At 56.3% G+C, this 15,711-nt stretch carries 11 protein-coding genes and 1 rRNA gene; 7 read left to right on the top strand and 5 right to left on the bottom strand.

The features are described 5' to 3' along the window. Nucleotides 1-740: ribosomal RNA gene (locus A3220_RS13775) — 16S ribosomal RNA — on the bottom strand; the annotation flags it as partial. Nucleotides 741-1,228: 488 nt separating this feature from the next. Further along, on the bottom strand, nucleotides 1,229-2,395 hold the full coding sequence (gene lldD, locus A3220_RS13770) for an FMN-dependent L-lactate dehydrogenase LldD (RefSeq protein ID WP_062362905.1): 1,167 nt from the start codon (nucleotides 2,393-2,395) through the stop codon (nucleotides 1,229-1,231). Nucleotides 2,396-2,704: 309 nt separating this feature from the next. Here lldD and A3220_RS13765 point away from each other — a divergent pair, with 309 nt between their 5' ends. The 3 genes from A3220_RS13765 to A3220_RS13755 are packed head-to-tail and all read left to right on the top strand — an operon-like array spanning nucleotide 2,705 to nucleotide 6,766. Continuing rightward, nucleotides 2,705-3,475, top strand: a complete 771-nt coding sequence (locus tag A3220_RS13765) for a GntR family transcriptional regulator (protein ID WP_044630448.1) — start codon at nucleotides 2,705-2,707, stop codon at nucleotides 3,473-3,475. Continuing rightward, nucleotides 3,472-5,391, top strand: a complete 1,920-nt coding sequence (locus A3220_RS13760; RefSeq protein WP_062362903.1) for an ATP-binding protein — start codon at nucleotides 3,472-3,474, stop codon at nucleotides 5,389-5,391. Before A3220_RS13765 ends, A3220_RS13760 begins: the two co-directional genes overlap by 4 nt. Next, nucleotides 5,384-6,766, top strand: coding sequence for a sigma-54 dependent transcriptional regulator (locus A3220_RS13755; protein WP_044630446.1), 1,383 nt, complete (start codon nucleotides 5,384-5,386; stop codon nucleotides 6,764-6,766). The genes A3220_RS13760 and A3220_RS13755 overlap by 8 nt, the downstream gene beginning before the upstream one ends. Here A3220_RS13755 and A3220_RS13750 read toward each other — a convergent pair. The 3 genes from A3220_RS13750 to A3220_RS13740 all read right to left on the bottom strand — a co-directional run bounded on the left by A3220_RS13750 (nucleotide 6,742) and on the right by A3220_RS13740 (nucleotide 9,448). After that, on the bottom strand, nucleotides 6,742-7,413 hold the full coding sequence (locus A3220_RS13750; RefSeq protein ID WP_062375340.1) for a metal-dependent hydrolase: 672 nt from the start codon (nucleotides 7,411-7,413) through the stop codon (nucleotides 6,742-6,744). The two genes, A3220_RS13755 and A3220_RS13750, sit on opposite strands and share 25 nt — an antisense overlap. Before the next feature lie 90 nt (nucleotides 7,414-7,503). Then, the gene (locus tag A3220_RS13745; RefSeq protein ID WP_044630444.1) at nucleotides 7,504-8,055 is read right to left on the bottom strand and encodes a gamma carbonic anhydrase family protein; all 552 of its coding nucleotides are present in this window, start codon (nucleotides 8,053-8,055) and stop codon (nucleotides 7,504-7,506) included. 52 nt (nucleotides 8,056-8,107) lie between these two features. After that, on the bottom strand, nucleotides 8,108-9,448 hold the full coding sequence (locus A3220_RS13740; protein ID WP_062362899.1) for a sodium-dependent transporter: 1,341 nt from the start codon (nucleotides 9,446-9,448) through the stop codon (nucleotides 8,108-8,110). 202 nt (nucleotides 9,449-9,650) lie between these two features. Between A3220_RS13740 and prlC the strand changes: the two genes are divergently transcribed. The 4 genes from prlC (at nucleotide 9,651) to A3220_RS13720 (ending at nucleotide 15,573) form a co-directional block, all read left to right on the top strand. Beyond that, a complete protein-coding gene (prlC, locus tag A3220_RS13735) occupies nucleotides 9,651-11,699 on the top strand; it encodes an oligopeptidase A (protein ID WP_062375338.1) in 2,049 nt (682 codons plus the stop codon). Nucleotides 11,700-11,755: 56 nt separating this feature from the next. Continuing rightward, a complete protein-coding gene (locus A3220_RS13730) occupies nucleotides 11,756-12,004 on the top strand; it encodes a YheV family putative zinc ribbon protein (RefSeq protein WP_044630441.1) in 249 nt (82 codons plus the stop codon). A 283-nt stretch (nucleotides 12,005-12,287) separates the two neighbouring features. Next, nucleotides 12,288-13,268 carry a TAXI family TRAP transporter solute-binding subunit gene (locus tag A3220_RS13725; RefSeq protein WP_062362893.1) on the top strand — a complete coding sequence of 327 codons (981 nt, stop codon included), beginning with the start codon at nucleotides 12,288-12,290 and terminating at the stop codon, nucleotides 13,266-13,268. Between the two features lie 100 nt (nucleotides 13,269-13,368). Then, nucleotides 13,369-15,573, top strand: coding sequence for a TRAP transporter fused permease subunit (locus tag A3220_RS13720; protein WP_062375337.1), 2,205 nt, complete (start codon nucleotides 13,369-13,371; stop codon nucleotides 15,571-15,573). Nucleotides 15,574-15,711: the final 138 nt, after the last annotated feature.

The raw sequence follows: 15,711 nt of genomic DNA, 5'->3' as shown, positions 1-15,711 counted from the left end.
GTCAGTCCAGAAGGCCGCCTTCGCCACTGGTATTCCTCCCGATCTCTACGCATTTCACCGCTACACCGGGAATTCTACCTTCCTCTCCTGCACTCTAGCTTGACAGTTCCGGATGCCGTTCCCAGGTTGAGCCCGGGGCTTTCACAACCGGCTTATCAAGCCACCTACGCGCGCTTTACGCCCAGTAATTCCGATTAACGCTTGCACCCTCCGTATTACCGCGGCTGCTGGCACGGAGTTAGCCGGTGCTTCTTCTGCGAGTGATGTCTTTCCTAGCGGGTATTAACCGCTAGGCGTTCTTCCTCGCTGAAAGTGCTTTACAACCCGAGGGCCTTCTTCACACACGCGGCATGGCTGGATCAGGCTTTCGCCCATTGTCCAATATTCCCCACTGCTGCCTCCCGTAGGAGTTCGGGCCGTGTCTCAGTCCCGATGTGGCTGATCATCCTCTCAGACCAGCTACGGATCGTTGCCTTGGTGAGCCATTACCTCACCAACTAGCTAATCCGACATAGGCTCATCCCATAGCGGGAGCCGGAGCCCCCTTTCTCCCGTAGGACGTATGCGGTATTAGCCTGGGTTTCCCCAGGTTATCCCCCACTATCGGGCAGATTCCTATGCATTACTCACCCGTCCGCCGCTCGTCAGCATCCAGCAAGCTGGATCTGTTACCGCTCGACTTGCATGTGTTAGGCCTGCCGCCAGCGTTCAATCTGAGCCATGATCAAACTCTTCAGTTTAAAATCATTGTGATCCTTACGTGTCACTCGAAAGCGACAAAAGCGGATCAAACTTGGCTCAAGGTTCAAACGAATTCACTGTGATACTCCGAAGAGTATCCTGGTGTTCGCTTGCCTTGATATTAGGTGATGATTCACCCTCATCGGCAAGCGCCCACATGAATTACCTGATCAAATTGTTAAAGAGCAACTTTCTTAAGTTCGCTGCGACGGGCTCGATGACCTGACCCGTGTTGCCTCAGCGAGAAAGCGTATTCTACGCACTTCCTGGTGTTTGTCAACCGCTGTTTTCAGCGAGTGAAGCGAGCGATCTAAACAACAACAAGACGGCTCTAACCTCCTGACAAACCAGAGGTTTTTCAACCTCCTTCACCGCTGGTAACGCTGGGCGTCCCCGGCAGCGGATGCGTACTTTACGGATTCGCAGCCGGGTTGGCAAGAGCTTTTTTAAAAAAATGCCAACGTTGCTCTATCAAGCTGATTACCGGCTACCTAACAGGGTGCTCAAGTTCTTTTATAGCGCCAGATACTAACGATTCGGAGCTAAGGTCAGCTATCGTTCGCGCGCCTGTCAACGTCATCGCAACCCGCATCTCTTTATCGAAAAGCTCTAGCAAATTGGCGACACCCGCTTCCCCAGCAGTGGCCAGCGCATAAATGAAGGCACGGCCAATCAATGCTGTATCGGCCCCCATAGCAATCATCCTTACTACATCCAACCCGTTGCGCACCCCGGAATCGGCCAGGATCGTCAGGTCGCCTTTAACTGCATCCGCAATAGCAGGAAGGGCACGCGCAGTAGAGGGAACACCATCTAGCTGACGACCGCCATGGTTCGAAACCACAATACCGTCTGCGCCGAAACGCACTGCATCACGCGCATCTTCAGCGTCGAGAATCCCCTTAATGATCATCGGGCCATCCCACTGCTCACGAATCCAATCCAGATCTTTCCAAGAGATAGAGGGATCAAAGTTGTCACCTAGCCAAGCTATATAGTCCTCAAGCTCTGTAGGCTTACCACGATAATCAGACACATTACCTAGATCATGTGGACGACCATGAACCCCCACGTCCCAGGCCCATAAAGGATGCAGCGCGGCTTGCAGCATTCGCCTCATGGGTCCGCTTTTACCGCTCATGCCTGAATGCGCATCACGATAACGCGCTCCTGGAACCGGCATATCAACCGTAAAAACCAGTGTCTTCACGCCCGCGGCCTTAGCACGCTCCAGCACATGCTTCATAAAGCCGCGATCTTTTAGCACGTAAAGTTGAAACCAGATGGGGCGGTCAACTGCCGCGGCTACTTCCGCAATAGGGCACACCGATACTGTCGAGAGCGTGAACGGTATGCCTTTTTTGGTGGCCGCCCGGGCTGCCTGCACTTCACCACGCCTTGCATACATCCCCGTCAAGCCCACCGGCGCCAGCGCAAGAGGCATCGCCATTTTTTCGCCAAACAGCTCGGTTTCGAGTGACAGCGACGACATATCCTTCAGCACACGCTGCCGCAATGCGATACCTGCGAGATCCTCAACATTTCGGTTCAGCGTATGCTCTGCGTATGACCCACCGTCAGCATAATGAAAAAGAAAGGGAGGGATACGGCGCTTGGCAGCTTGGCGGTAGTCCGTCGGTGCTGAAATGATCATGGCAGGCCCTATGCAATAAATAGATGCACTATTTACGAGTACTATCTACAAACGGTCATCGAAGCGTTGGTGTTAAGCGCCTCAGATTAAAATTGGTTTTACCAATTTACAAAAAATAAGACTCAACATTAGTGAGAGGTTATCGCTGTGTCAAACCGGCATCACGCTCTATAGGGCTTTTCAGCTATATACTTTAGTTTCAAACCGCATAAACAGTACCGTTAGCCATCCATTTGTTAGTTTTTTACTATTGAGACAAATCATTGAAGCCCCTACTATTGGTCTTACCAATTATGGGGGCCCTCACCAATGACTTACCCACCGCTCCGCCAACAGCGCTTAGCCGATGTGATTACTGAACGCCTTGAAGCCATGATCCTGGAAGGCAGCCTGAAGCCGGGCCAGCGCTTGCCACCCGAGCGTGAACTCGCTGAACGTTTTGGGGTATCTCGGCCCTCACTTCGAGAAGCAATTCAAAAGCTTGCGGCTCGCGGCTTGCTCACTAGCCGCCAGGGTGGTGGCACATTTGTTAATGAAACGCTGAACAATGGTTACACGGATCCGCTATTAGAGATGATGTCGCGCCACAATGAATTTCATCTCGACCTGCTTGAGTTTCGCGACGCCATGGAGGGTATTTCTGCTTACTATGCCGCGCTACGCTCGACGCCTGCAGATAAAGCTGTCTTGATTCAGCGCTTTGAAGAGCTTGATGGTGGCTTTGTGGGGGCTGACCCGGCTCAAGAGGCTAAGCTAGATGCGGCTTTTCACCTAGCTATTGCGGAGGCTGCCCATAACGTTCTGCTGCTTCACACGATCCGCGGCATTTTTCATCTGCTGGAACAGAGCATCGTGGATAACTTGGCCCACCTGTTCGCCAAACCCGACTCGCGTACCCAGCTAATGAAACAGCATCGTGCCTTGCTGGATGCCATTTTAGAGGGCCGCGCTGAAGATGCTCGAACCCGCGCCCACGAGCACTTAGTGTATGTAGAAGAAGGGCTGCTTGAGATGGCTAGAGCCGAAACTCGCGCTCAGCGCGCTCTACGTCGTGCCCAAGCCACTAATAGTCCCGCATGAGTAGTCACGTCAGCAGCACCGAGTGGCGCTGGCGTCTGCTATGGCTTATCGCCATTCCCGTTGGGCTACTGCTGTTTATGTGGCAGGCGGCTCAGTTCGCTCGTGAACAGGCACTTTCGAATCTTCAGGATGATGCCGAGAACGAGCTACGCCTCTCCGCGGCCAACTTGAACGGCTACCTGCTGCGTTACGACTACCTGCCGCAAATGCTCGCCACCCGAGAGGGTATTCAGCGCTTTCTTGCCTCTCCGGATAGCCAAGACCCTATGCCGCTCAACCTGCTGCTGGATCGTTTTCGTTTCACTTCAGGCGTCTCGGACGTCTACCTGCTTGATCGCGATGCCGACACCATCGCGGCTAGCAACTGGCATCGCCCCAACACTTTCATTGGTCAGAACTACGCGTTTCGCAGCTACTACTCCGATGCCATCGCGGGTGGCCAGGGACGCTTTTTTGGGCTTGGGATCCAGTCGTTAGAGCGCGGCTACTACTTTTCCTCACCGGTTTGGTTGGATGATACCTCTCCCGATGCCAAGCCGGATGGCGTGATCGTCGTCAAAGTGCTGCTTGATGACGTCGAGGAGAGCTGGGCCGAGCAGGACGCCGAGCTGTTCGTCACCGACAGCGACAACATCATCTTTATGGCCAGCCACCCCGAACTGCGCATGAACGCTCTCTATCCGCTGAGCGACGAGCAGCGCGACGCGCTCCGCGAAACCCGCCGTTATGCCATGGAGCCGCTAACGCCGTCTGGGATTCAATTGAATACCCCATACGGGCCCGGTAGTTACCTGGTGAGCTTTGCGCATGGCCCACTCAGCGGCGGGCGCTATTTAAGCCTCACGCGCCCCATTCCTGAGTTTGGCTGGCAAATGCATATTCTCAAGCCACTGACACCGGTCATGAACGCCCAGTGGATTGCTGCCTTCATGGCGGGAGGACTCTACGGCGTCATCGCCCTAGCAGGGGGCATTGGCTGGCAACGCCTGAGACTACGCCGGGAACGTGAAGCGTTTGCCGAGCGGGAGCGCCAAACGTTAGCCCACGTGCGAGATGAGCTTGAAGTCAGCGTCGAGCGTCGTACCCGCGACTTAGTCGCCAGCAACCAACGCCTCTCGGATGAAATTGAAGAGCGGCGGCGAGCAGAGGCCAACTTACGCCAAACGCAGGACGAGCTTATTCAAGCCGCAAAGCTGGCCGTGCTAGGGCAATTAGCCGCCGGGATTAATCATGAACTCAATCAGCCTTTAGCAGCGATTCGTGCCTATGCTGAAAACGCACGGCGCTTTATTGAGCTCTCGCGGATTGAGAGCGCCGACGCCAATTTAGCGCAGATTGTCGAGCTCACTGAACGCATGGCCGATATCAGCGCCCAGCTACGCCAATTCTCACGTAAAAGCAGTGAGCGCCAAGAGACCATTTCCGTGCAAGCCTGCATTGAGTACGCGCTACGGCTCTTTCATAGTCGCTTACGCGATGACGGTATTCGTATCGTTCAACAGTGGCCCAAGGAGACACTCTGGGTAGAAGGCGACCTGGTTCGTCTTGAACAGGTGCTTGTGAATTTGATCGGCAACGCTGTTCAGGCAATGAAGGAGATTGATGCGCCTGTTCTAACGCTCAGCGCCCAAGTGGATCACAATCAAGTGGTTATCAGCGTTGCAGATAATGGCCCTGGCATCGCCGCCGATCACCTTGGACATATTTTTGAGCCCTTTTTCACGACCAAGGCCCCCGGTAGCGGGTTAGGGCTAGGACTCTCCATTTCCTCACGTATTATGGAGGACCTTGGGGGCAGGCTGCAGGCTATGAATCAAACGGAAGGAGGTGCCTGCTTCACTATCACCTTGCCACGCTCATCGGCACCAGAGCCGTCTGGCTCCCGCATCAAACAGGAGACTCAATACCATGCATGAGCCGTCGACGCTGCCGGTCATGGTGATCGACGACGAACCGCATCTGCGTATCACCGCCAGCCAAACGTTAGAACTTGCGGGCTATACACCCCACTGCTTTGAATCGGCCGAACAGGCGCTTGCCGCGCTGCCGAATGACTTTCCTGGTGTCATTGTGAGTGATATTCGCATGCCTGGGATGGACGGCATGGCGCTGCTGCATGAGCTACATAGCCGCGACGCCACGCTGCCGATTATTCTGATTACCGGTCACGGCGACATTTCGACCGCCGTAGAAGCCATGCGTGCAGGCGCCTGGGACTTTCTGGAAAAGCCCTTCGCTGGCGACCAACTACTGGATGTGGTGAGACGTGGCATCGAAAAGCGCCAGCTAAGCCTCGAAAACCTGCGCTTGAAAGCCGAGCTAGAGGTGCAGCAAGCCGCACTGGGCCCGCGCTTGGTTGGGCGAACGCCAGTGATCTCAAGGCTTGCCGCGATGATTCAGCGCATCAGCCAGGTGGAAGCTGACGTGCTGCTGTTTGGCGAAACGGGCACCGGCAAAGACTTGGTTGCCCGAGCGATTCACGAGCGCAGCGCCCGGCGTAACAGTCCGTTTATGGCCATCAACTGCGGTGCGGTGCCGGAAAACACCATCGAGTCCGAGCTGTTCGGCCATGAGAAAGGCGCCTTCACAGGGGCGGTAGAGCGGCGAATTGGTAAATTTGAGCACGCTAACGGCGGCACCGTCTTTTTAGATGAGATTGAGTCCATGCCCTTGGCACTTCAGGTGAAATTGCTGCGAGTGCTTCAGGAGCGTAGCGTAGAACGGTTAGGCGCCAACGAAGCTGTTCCGCTCAATATCCGTGTGATTGCCGCCACCAAAGTCGACCTCAAAGTCGCCGCCGAAGAGGGGCGCTTTCGCGAAGATCTCTACTACCGGCTAAACGTAGTCACCCTACCGCTGCCAGCACTTCGCGAGCGAAGAGAAGACATTCCCTTACTGTTCCAACACTTTGCCGTGGTGGCGGCGAATCGCAGCGGGCTTGAAGCGCCCACTCTAGATAGCCACGCCATTGCCACCCTCCTGGCCCACGACTGGCCGGGAAATGTGCGTGAACTGCGTAACCTAGCCGAGCGCTATGTACTGCTGGGAGCCGCGTTTGACTACCGTCTTGATGCCCTGCTGGAGGGTGTCGCTGCCGACACTCAAGAGCTAACGCTACCCCGCCAAGTAGAGCTGTTTGAAAAGAGCTTGATCAGTCAGTCGCTAGCGCGCCACCAAGGACGAGTGACGGATGTTTGCCACCATTTAGGAATCCCCCGCAAAACGTTTTATGACAAGCTCAAAAAGCACGGTTTAAGCGCTGGCGACTATCGCCACAGCAGCGAACCCTGATGAAATAGCTCAACCAGCACTCCCCAAGGCGGCACCCAGGGCACCAAGATAAGCATGGCGATCAACATTAATAGGTTGGAAAGTGGACGGCGGCTATCGCCAAGCTTTAGCGCAGTACCGAAAGAGCGCTTTAAGCGCGCCCCTTCGAGGTCGACGCTAAACAGTTCATCCAAACTCAAGTGAATAATAAACCCAAACAGTACTGCAGCCCCGTGGCCCCACGCCAGCCAGGCAGGCTGGGCAAGCAAGTGAAAGCTTAGCGCAGCCGTAGCCAACGCACACAGCCCTGCCGCCATGAGTGAATGCCAGATACCTCGATGCACTGTCAGGCGTGAAAAAAGCACGGCTGCCAAGTAGCGCACACTGAAGTAAATCCCACCACACGCCACGAGCAGTAGCCCAGGTGTTAACCACGGCTGCAGCAACAGCACACCCAGCACCAGCGAAGGCACTGATAAAATATTAAAAATCAGCCGGATAGAGCGAGAACGGTCAGCATCAATGTCAGGGAGAATACCGCCAAAGGCCACCAGGGCAATGACCAGCAGGGCTTGTGGAGCTACCCACCACTGCGCCTGCCAGCCAACGTAAGCCATTAGCGTGCCGCCCGCTGCTGCAACCGTTATATGCGTGCGAAAATTAGCCATGTCGCGGCACCCTAGAAAACTGGATAAATTACCAGACTTTCAGTGCGCGCAACATGGCTAGGTTAGAAAAAAGAGTGGTAAGGCAAACGCTTAGCGTGCTTCGGCGGCTTCCATAAGGAACTGATCTTTTAACTTAACGTAATTGCCTGCGGTATAGGGGAAGAAAGCCCGCTCTTTCTCCTTGAGCGGGCGCAGCGCTTTCGCAGGGTTACCGGCATAAACGTAACCGCTCTCCAATCGTTTGCCCGGTGTCACTACCGCGCCAGCAGCAATAATCACCTCATCTTCAACCACTGCACCATCCATCACGATGGCGCCCATTCCCACCAGAATGCGGCTGCCCAGGGTGCAACCGTGCAAAATTGCCTTGTGGCCAATGGTCACATCGTCGCCAATCGTGAGCGGGAAACCATCAGGATTGAAATCACTGGCGTGGGTAATGTGCAGCACGCTGCCATCTTGAACGCTGGTGCGCGCGCCAATGGTGATGCGGTGCATATCGCCGCGAATCACCGTCATCGGCCATACCGAGCAGTCATCGCCGAGCGTGACATTGCCAATCACCACGCTGGCGGGATCGATGTAGACACGCTCACCCAACTGCGGCGAGACTCCTTGATACGTCCTTAGGGCACTGCTCATGGCACACTCCTCTAAAGCATTTCGCATTTCGTGACGACGCGGGATGACAGCACTATAGCAACCCACCGAGTAGAACAATAAACGTCAGTGGAATCGAGACCCAGCGAACAATATTGCGCCACATGACATAGCCACCATCGCCCACGCCCAGCGCTTTCACGACCAGCGCTTGCGGCATCACCCAAGCGGCAAAGGTAGCAATCAGCAAACCACCCAAGGGCAGGAAAATATCGGGCGGAATACTGCTTACCAGTTCGAACACGTTACGCCCGAACAGCGGCCTAAACTCGGCCAGCGTCGAGAACGAGAATGCCGATAGTAGGCCCAGAAGCCAGACACTGATCGCCACCACGGCGGTCGAGATACTGCGCCGCCAGCCCAGCCCCTGCAACGTGGCCACCATCGGCTCGGCAAGGTTGATCGCCGAGGTCCAGGTGGCCAGCAGCAGCAGCAGGAAAAATACGCTGAGCCAGAACGAGCCCCAGGGCAACTCGGAAAACGCGATGGGCAGCGTCACGAACATCAGCCCTGGTCCATCGGCGGGGTCCATGCCCTGAGCAAACACCACCGAGAAAATCGCAATGCCCGCCAGCAGCGCCACGCTAATATCCAGCACCGCCACGGCAAAGGCCGCCTTCGGCAGGCTCTGCTCATCGGGCATATAAGCCCCATAAGCCATCAAGGCACATGCCCCCACCGCCAGCGTAAAGAACGCATGCCCCATGGCGTGCAGAACGACTTCTGCCGTCACGTCTTCAAAAGAGGGCAAAAAGAGCCACGACAGCGCGGTACCAAAGCCCGACGTGGTCGTGGCGTAAATGGCTAATAGCAGCAGCAAACCGTATAGCAGCGGCATCAGCAGGTTATTGAGCCGCTCGAGCCCTTTGGCCACCCCGGCTGCTACCACCGTCATGGTCATGAAGAGGAACAGCGAGTGGTTGAAGATCAGCAGCCCAGGATTCGCCAGAAACGCTTCGAACCCTGCGCCGATCTCAGCTGCGCTGGCACCGTTAAAGTTGCCATTCACCGAGGCCACTAAAAACTCAATCGACCAGCCGGAGACCACCGAGTAAAACGACAAAATACAGAACACGGTGAACGCGCCGAAGAGCCCCAGCCAGCGCCAGTGCCGTGAAGCCCCGGCTTCTGACGCCAGCACCCCCAGCGCCTGCATCGGCCCGCGCCGCCCGGCACGCCCAATCAGGATTTCCGCCATCATCACGGGAATGCCTAACAGCAGCACGAACGCTACGTAAATCAACAGGAAAGCAGCACCGCCGTTCTCTCCTGCCACATAGGGAAAGCGCCAAATATTACCCAGCCCAACCGCAGCACCTGTTACCGCCAAGATAAAGGCCCGTTTCGACCCCCAGCGCTCTAGCGTTTCACTCATTACTTGCTCCTGCCATGGGTGGCACTTGATTGGTGACACTTGCAGATTACGGATATGGAAAGGCGGCAAGACTAGCAGGCGCCTGCCCCCAGGCCAAACGCTTGCAGCGGGTCAAGCATTGAAACAACGCCTCACTGCCCGCACTGTGTCATCATCAGCGCACGTTTTGTGCGCCCCTAACTTGATTGCTACCGAGGTGCTTATGTCCCGCAACCCGTTGCTAGAGAGCCACGAGCTTCCCCCTTTCGCCGACATTCGTGCCGACCACGTGGTACCCGCCGTGGAAACGCTGCTCGATGAGAGCCGCGAGGCGATTGATCGCCTCGCCCAACAGGCCGCTGCCACCTCCCCAACGTGGGACAACTTTGCCGCACCGCTGGAAGCAGTGAATGACCGTCTTTCCCAAGCTTGGTCGCCGGTGTCGCACCTCAACGGCACCATGAATACCCCAGAGCTGCGCGATGCTTACCAAGCCTGCTTGGAAAAACTCTCTGCGTTTGGCACCTGGGTCGGTCAGCACGAAGGGCTATTTAAGGGCTGGCAGGCGCTGAAAGAGAGCGAGAGCTGGGCAACGCTAACAATTGCCCAGCAACGCACGGTGGATAATGCCCTGCGCGATTTCCGACTGGCCGGGGTCGACCTACCGGCGGATAAGAAGGCACGCTACGGCGAGATTCAGTCCCGCCTCTCTACGCTTTCTAACCAGTTCTCCAACAACGTTCTGGACGCCACCCAGGCATGGCATAAAGACATTCAGGATCGCGACGCGCTGGCAGGCGTTCCTGAGAGCGCTCTGGAAACTCTTAAAGCCCTGGCAGACGCTAAAGGCGTTGATGGCTACCGCATTACGCTGGATTTCCCCAGCTTCTTCCCCATCGTCAGCTACGCCGACAGCCGCGAGCTGCGCGAAGAAGTGTATACTGCCTTCGTGACCCGCGCCTCCGACCAGGGCCCCAACGCGGGCAAGTTCGACAACGCCCCCATTTTGGAAGAGATTCTGGCCCTGCGTCAGGAACTGGCGCGGTTGCTGGGCTTCGACACCTACGCCGACTACTCGCTAACTACCAAAATGGCAGACTCCCCCGCGCAGGTGCTGGACTTTTTGGAAGACCTCGCCCGCCGCGCCAAGCCGCAAGCGCAGAAGGAGTTTGCCGAACTCAGCGCCTACGCCCGTGACGAGCTAGGTATCGATGCTCTCAAACCTTGGGATGTCGCCTACGCCAGCGAGAAACTGCGCGAAGCACGCTACGCTATTTCCCAAGAGCAGCTTCGCCCCTACTTCCCCGCGCCGCGGGTCGTGGATGGCTTGTTCCAAGTCGTCGAGCGTCTTTACAACGTTCAGGTAAAAGAAGACAGCAGCGCTCCGAGCTATCACGACGACGTGCGCTTCTTCCGTATTACCGAACAGGGCAAACCGATTGCCGGGTTCTATCTGGATCTCTACGCCCGCGAAGGCAAACGGGGCGGTGCGTGGATGGCTGACTGCCGGGTACGCCGTAAAACCGAGAACGGCGTGCAGCTCCCAGTGGCCTTCTTGACCTGCAACTTCACCGCGCCGGTGGGCGGCAAGCCTGCGCTGCTGACCCATGATGAAGTGACCACGCTGTTCCACGAGTTTGGTCACGGCTTGCACCATATGCTAACCAAGCAAGAGGTGGCAGACGTCTCCGGCATTAATGGCGTCGCCTGGGATGCCGTCGAGCTGCCCAGTCAGTTTATGGAAAACTACTGCTGGGAGCGGGAAGGCCTCGACCTGCTGGCCAAACATGTGGATACCGGCGAACCGCTGCCGGACGTTCTGTTCGAGCGCCTGCAAGCGGCGAAAAACTTCCAGTCCGCCATGGGCATGGTGCGTCAGATCGAGTTTTCTCTGTTCGACCTACGCCTCCATCACGAGCTGGAAGCGCCTTCGGCCAGCGATGTTCAGACGCTGCTCGACGACGTGCGTCGCCAAACCTCTGTCGTTCCCGTGGTCGACTTCAACCGCTTCCAAAACAGTTTCAGCCACATCTTTGCAGGCGGCTACGCAGCGGGCTACTACAGCTATAAATGGGCAGAAGTGCTCTCTGCCGATGCCTGGAGCGCCTTTGAAGAAGCCGGGATTTTTGACCCAGACACTGGCCAGCGCTTCCGCGAGGAAATTCTTGAGCAAGGCGGTGCGCGGGATGCCGCCGAGCTATTCCGTGCCTTCCGAGGCCGCGAACCTAGCGTCGAACCGCTGCTGCGCCATAGCGGTATTCGCGCCGCCTAAGCTGGCTATTTTTATCCGGTGCGGCGGCGTTGCCGCCGCACGTTGGGAGTGTATGTATGTCGAGTATTAAGCGTTTTATTGCAGGCGTGACCTGCCCCCGCTGTGCCGCCATGGACCGCATTCGTGCGTGGGAGCAGCACGGCATCCGCTACCGTGAATGCGTGAGCTGTGATTTCTTCGAACAGCTGCCCATTGAAGACGAAGCGACCCCCGAGCTCACTACACGAGTGAATCAGGTGCGTGATGAGCAAAAAATCCAGGATGTGCAGCCGGTTCGCATTCTTGACCCAGGTAAAAACAAATAACGCCCCTCGCTAGCGGTGCAGCGGCTGCATCGCTAGGTGCCTCCTTTGAAAAGTGTGTGAAAAACCGCACACCACCCTATCTAGAGCGTGCGCAAAGCCAGACACTTAATGGCTTTTGCTTTTCAACCAAAGTTGAAGAGAAAATTTTTAATGCATTGATTTCTATATTAAATCGTATATGTGGCACAAGTATCGCTCTATATAAGCTGCTTAATGATGAAGCACTGGCGGTGTCCCACACGCGCCAGACGATAACCCCAATAACAGCTTAGGAAATCTCGCCATGCGCAATACGATGCCCAAAACTGTCGCTCTGCTCGCAGGCAGCGCGTTACTTGCTGCAGGCACTGCCCATGCGGACCGCTCTGAATGGCCCACTAACTTTACTGTTGGTACGGCAAGTCAAGGCGGCACCTACTTCGTTTATGGCTCTGGCTGGGCAAACTTCATCGCCGATGAGCTCGGTGTTTCAGGCGGCGGCGAAGTGACTGGTGGCCCTACCCAAAACCTGGCGCTAGTACATAGTGGCGATATGGCGTTTGGCCTAACCACTATGGGTCCGGCGTCTGATGCCATCAAAGGCGAAAGCCCGCTGGCACCTGGCCTAGTCATGGACAACGTTTGCGCGCTGTTCCCGATGTATGAAACCCCGTTCTCTATCGCTGCGCTCTCTAGCTCCGGTATTGAAACTATTTCCGACATCCCCGACGGTGCGCGCATCGGTTTCGGCCCAGCGGCGTCTACCTCTGACACCTACTTCCCGGCCATGCTGGAAACCCTGGGTGTGAACTTCGAGCGTCGTAACGGCGGCTGGTCGGATCTGGGTGGCCAGCTTCAGGACGGTCTGCTGGACGTTGTCGCCTTTGCAGCAGGCATCCCGATTCCGGCAGTTAGCCAGCTGGAAGTCCAAACCGACGTGAATATCATCGAATTTACCGAAGAAGAGCTGGCGACTGTGCTGGACAACTATCCGGTTGCTGAGTTCACCATCCCCGCCAGCACTTACACCACGCTGGAAGAGGATGCTCGCGCCGTTTCCATGTGGAACTTCGCCATTGCCGGTTGCGACCTGCCGGAAGACTTCATCTATGAAGTCACGAAAGCCACCATGGAAAACAATGATCGGATGCGCGACGTACACCGCAGTGCTGAAACCAGCATTCCGGAAAACATCGTGCACAACACGGTACTGCCTTTCCACCCAGGCGCAGCACGCTGGTACGAAGAGAACGGTTACGATATCTCTGACGACATGATCAAGTAAGCTCCACGCACCATCGCGCTGCCCCGCTGCCGACCCTGTCGGGCGGGGCAGCGTTTGCTCTTGCCCCCTTTCTCTGCTTTTGCTGTGAGGGTGACCTCTGATGAGTCACAATACCAACCAAGACCCCAACGGCCTCAAGGATGACGCCTTAGCTGCTTCATCAACGCCAGAATCGATTGCTGATGGCGTCGATGAAGAAGTTGTTGAGCCCAACCGCCGCCTGTTCGTTGGCTGGCAGTTCCTATTATTTGCAGCACTGGCGATTGCCTATTCAGGTTTCCACCTGTTTTCACTCAACGTGTACCCCATGGAAACCTGGTCGTTCCGTATCGTACACATCGCCGGTGCATTAATTTTGGGTTACGGGCTGTTTGCCGGTGCCCGCTTTGCTGAAGATGACCAGCAGGCCTCCCCTGCTTGGCTGAAATGGGTGAGCTATGCGCTGCTGGTTCCTGCGGTTTACTCGCTGGTGCAAGTATTCTTGATGCAGCAGGCCATCAACGGCGGTGCCATGCGCATCGACCCGGCCGTGGAGACGCTGCACTTTGGCTACCCACTGATGGCCACCACAGCAGGCGCGATTGTGCTGTCTTGGTTCTATCGTCAGGCACGCCACCGCCTTAATCCCGCCGACTTAGTGTTAATGGTGTGTGCTTTGGCCAGCGCTGGCTACCTGCTAATGGCATTTAACACCAGCATGCGGATGTCCACCGGCACCTCATTTGCGCCTCCTGGTATCTCTTGGGCCGCCATCGCGGGCTCACTGCTGATTCTCGAACTGACTCGCCGTGTGGCAGGTTTGGCGCTGGTCGTCATTTCAGCCGTATTTCTGACCTACGTCTTTGCAGGCCCCTATTTACCCGGCTTCCTGGGCTACCCTGGTCTATCGGTCCAGCGCTTCTTTAGTCAGGTCTATACCGATGCGGGCATACTCGGCCCGACCACGGCGGTCTCGTCCACCTATATTATTCTATTCATCATTTTTGCCGCCTTCTTGCAGGCGTCTAAAGTGGGCGACTACTTCGTCAACTTCGCCTTTGCCGCGGCAGGTCGTGCTCGCGGCGGCCCCGCGAAAGTCGCTATCTTCGCTTCTGGCCTGATGGGGATGATTAACGGTACGTCTGCCGGTAACGTGGTATCGACAGGCTCTTTGACCATTCCGCTGATGAAGAAAGTGGGCTACCCGGCCCGTAGCGCCGGTGCCATTGAAGCTGCCGCGTCTACCGGTGGCCAAATTATGCCGCCGATCATGGGCGCAGGCGCATTCATCATGGCAGAAGTGACCGGTATTCCTTATACCGAGATCGCTATTGCTGCGATTATCCCCGCCATTCTCTACTTTGCTTCTATCTACTTTATGGTCGACTTTGAAGCCGCCCGTAAAGGCATGCGCGGCATGCGCAAAGATGAGATTCCGCTGTTCTCCAAGCTAGTGAAGCAAGTCTACCTGTTCGCGCCGATCATCATTTTGATCGTGGCGCTGTTCATGGGTTACTCGGTCATTCGTGCCGGTACCCTGGCCACTGCCTCTGCGGCGGTAGTGAGCTGGCTCTCCCCTAACAAAATGGGCCTTCGCGCGATTCTGAGAGCGCTTCAGCTTGCCGGTACCATGTCGATTCAGATTATCGCCGTCTGTGCCTGTGCAGGTTTGATTGTCGGCGTTATCTCGCTGACCGGTGTAGGTGCTCGTTTCTCTTCGCTGCTGCTGGGCTTGGCGGGCGTTAGCCAGCTGTTGGCACTGTTCTTTGCGATGCTGATCAGCATCATGCTGGGGATGGGCATGCCCACCACGGCGGCATACGCGGTGGCGGCATCGGTCGTGGCACCGGGCTTGATCAACATTGGTATCGAACCACTCGTCGCCCACTTCTTCGTGTTTTACTTCGCCGTGGTATCAGCCATTACCCCGCCCGTGGCGCTTGCGTCTTACGCAGCCGCCGGTATTTCTGGGGATAATCCCATGGGCACCTCGGTGGCGTCGTTCAAGATTGGCTTGGCGGCGTTTATCGTGCCGTTTATGTTCTTCTACAGCCCGGCGATGCTGATGGAAGGCTCCGCCACGCAGATCCTGCGCGTAGGCCTCACCGCCACGCTAGGCATTGTGTTGCTCTCGGGCATGGTTCAGAAGTGGTTCTTCGGTCCGGTGAACTTACCCCAGCGCTTAGTGATGCTGGTCGGTGCCATGTTCTTGATCTACGGCGGCATCTACACCGACATTGTTGGCCTAGCGATTGGTACGGTGCTGTTTATCATGCAGCGCAAGCAGCATGGTGGCAAAGGCAAGGCAACGGCAAGCGCTGCGTAAACCGTTACGTTACTAGAGCCAAGCTATGCACTAGCCGGAACCGAGAGGTTCCGGCTTTTTTTCGTACCTTTAGAACTACCATAAAAAAACCGGCCTGCATTCAGAGATGCAGGCCGGTTTTGCGGGTAAACGGCAGCG

The sequence above is a fragment of the Halomonas sp. KX33721 genome, assembly GCF_001596805.1.
GTDB lineage: Bacteria > Pseudomonadota > Gammaproteobacteria > Pseudomonadales > Halomonadaceae > Vreelandella > Vreelandella aquamarina.
This window is presented reverse-complemented; position numbering and strand designations above follow the sequence as displayed.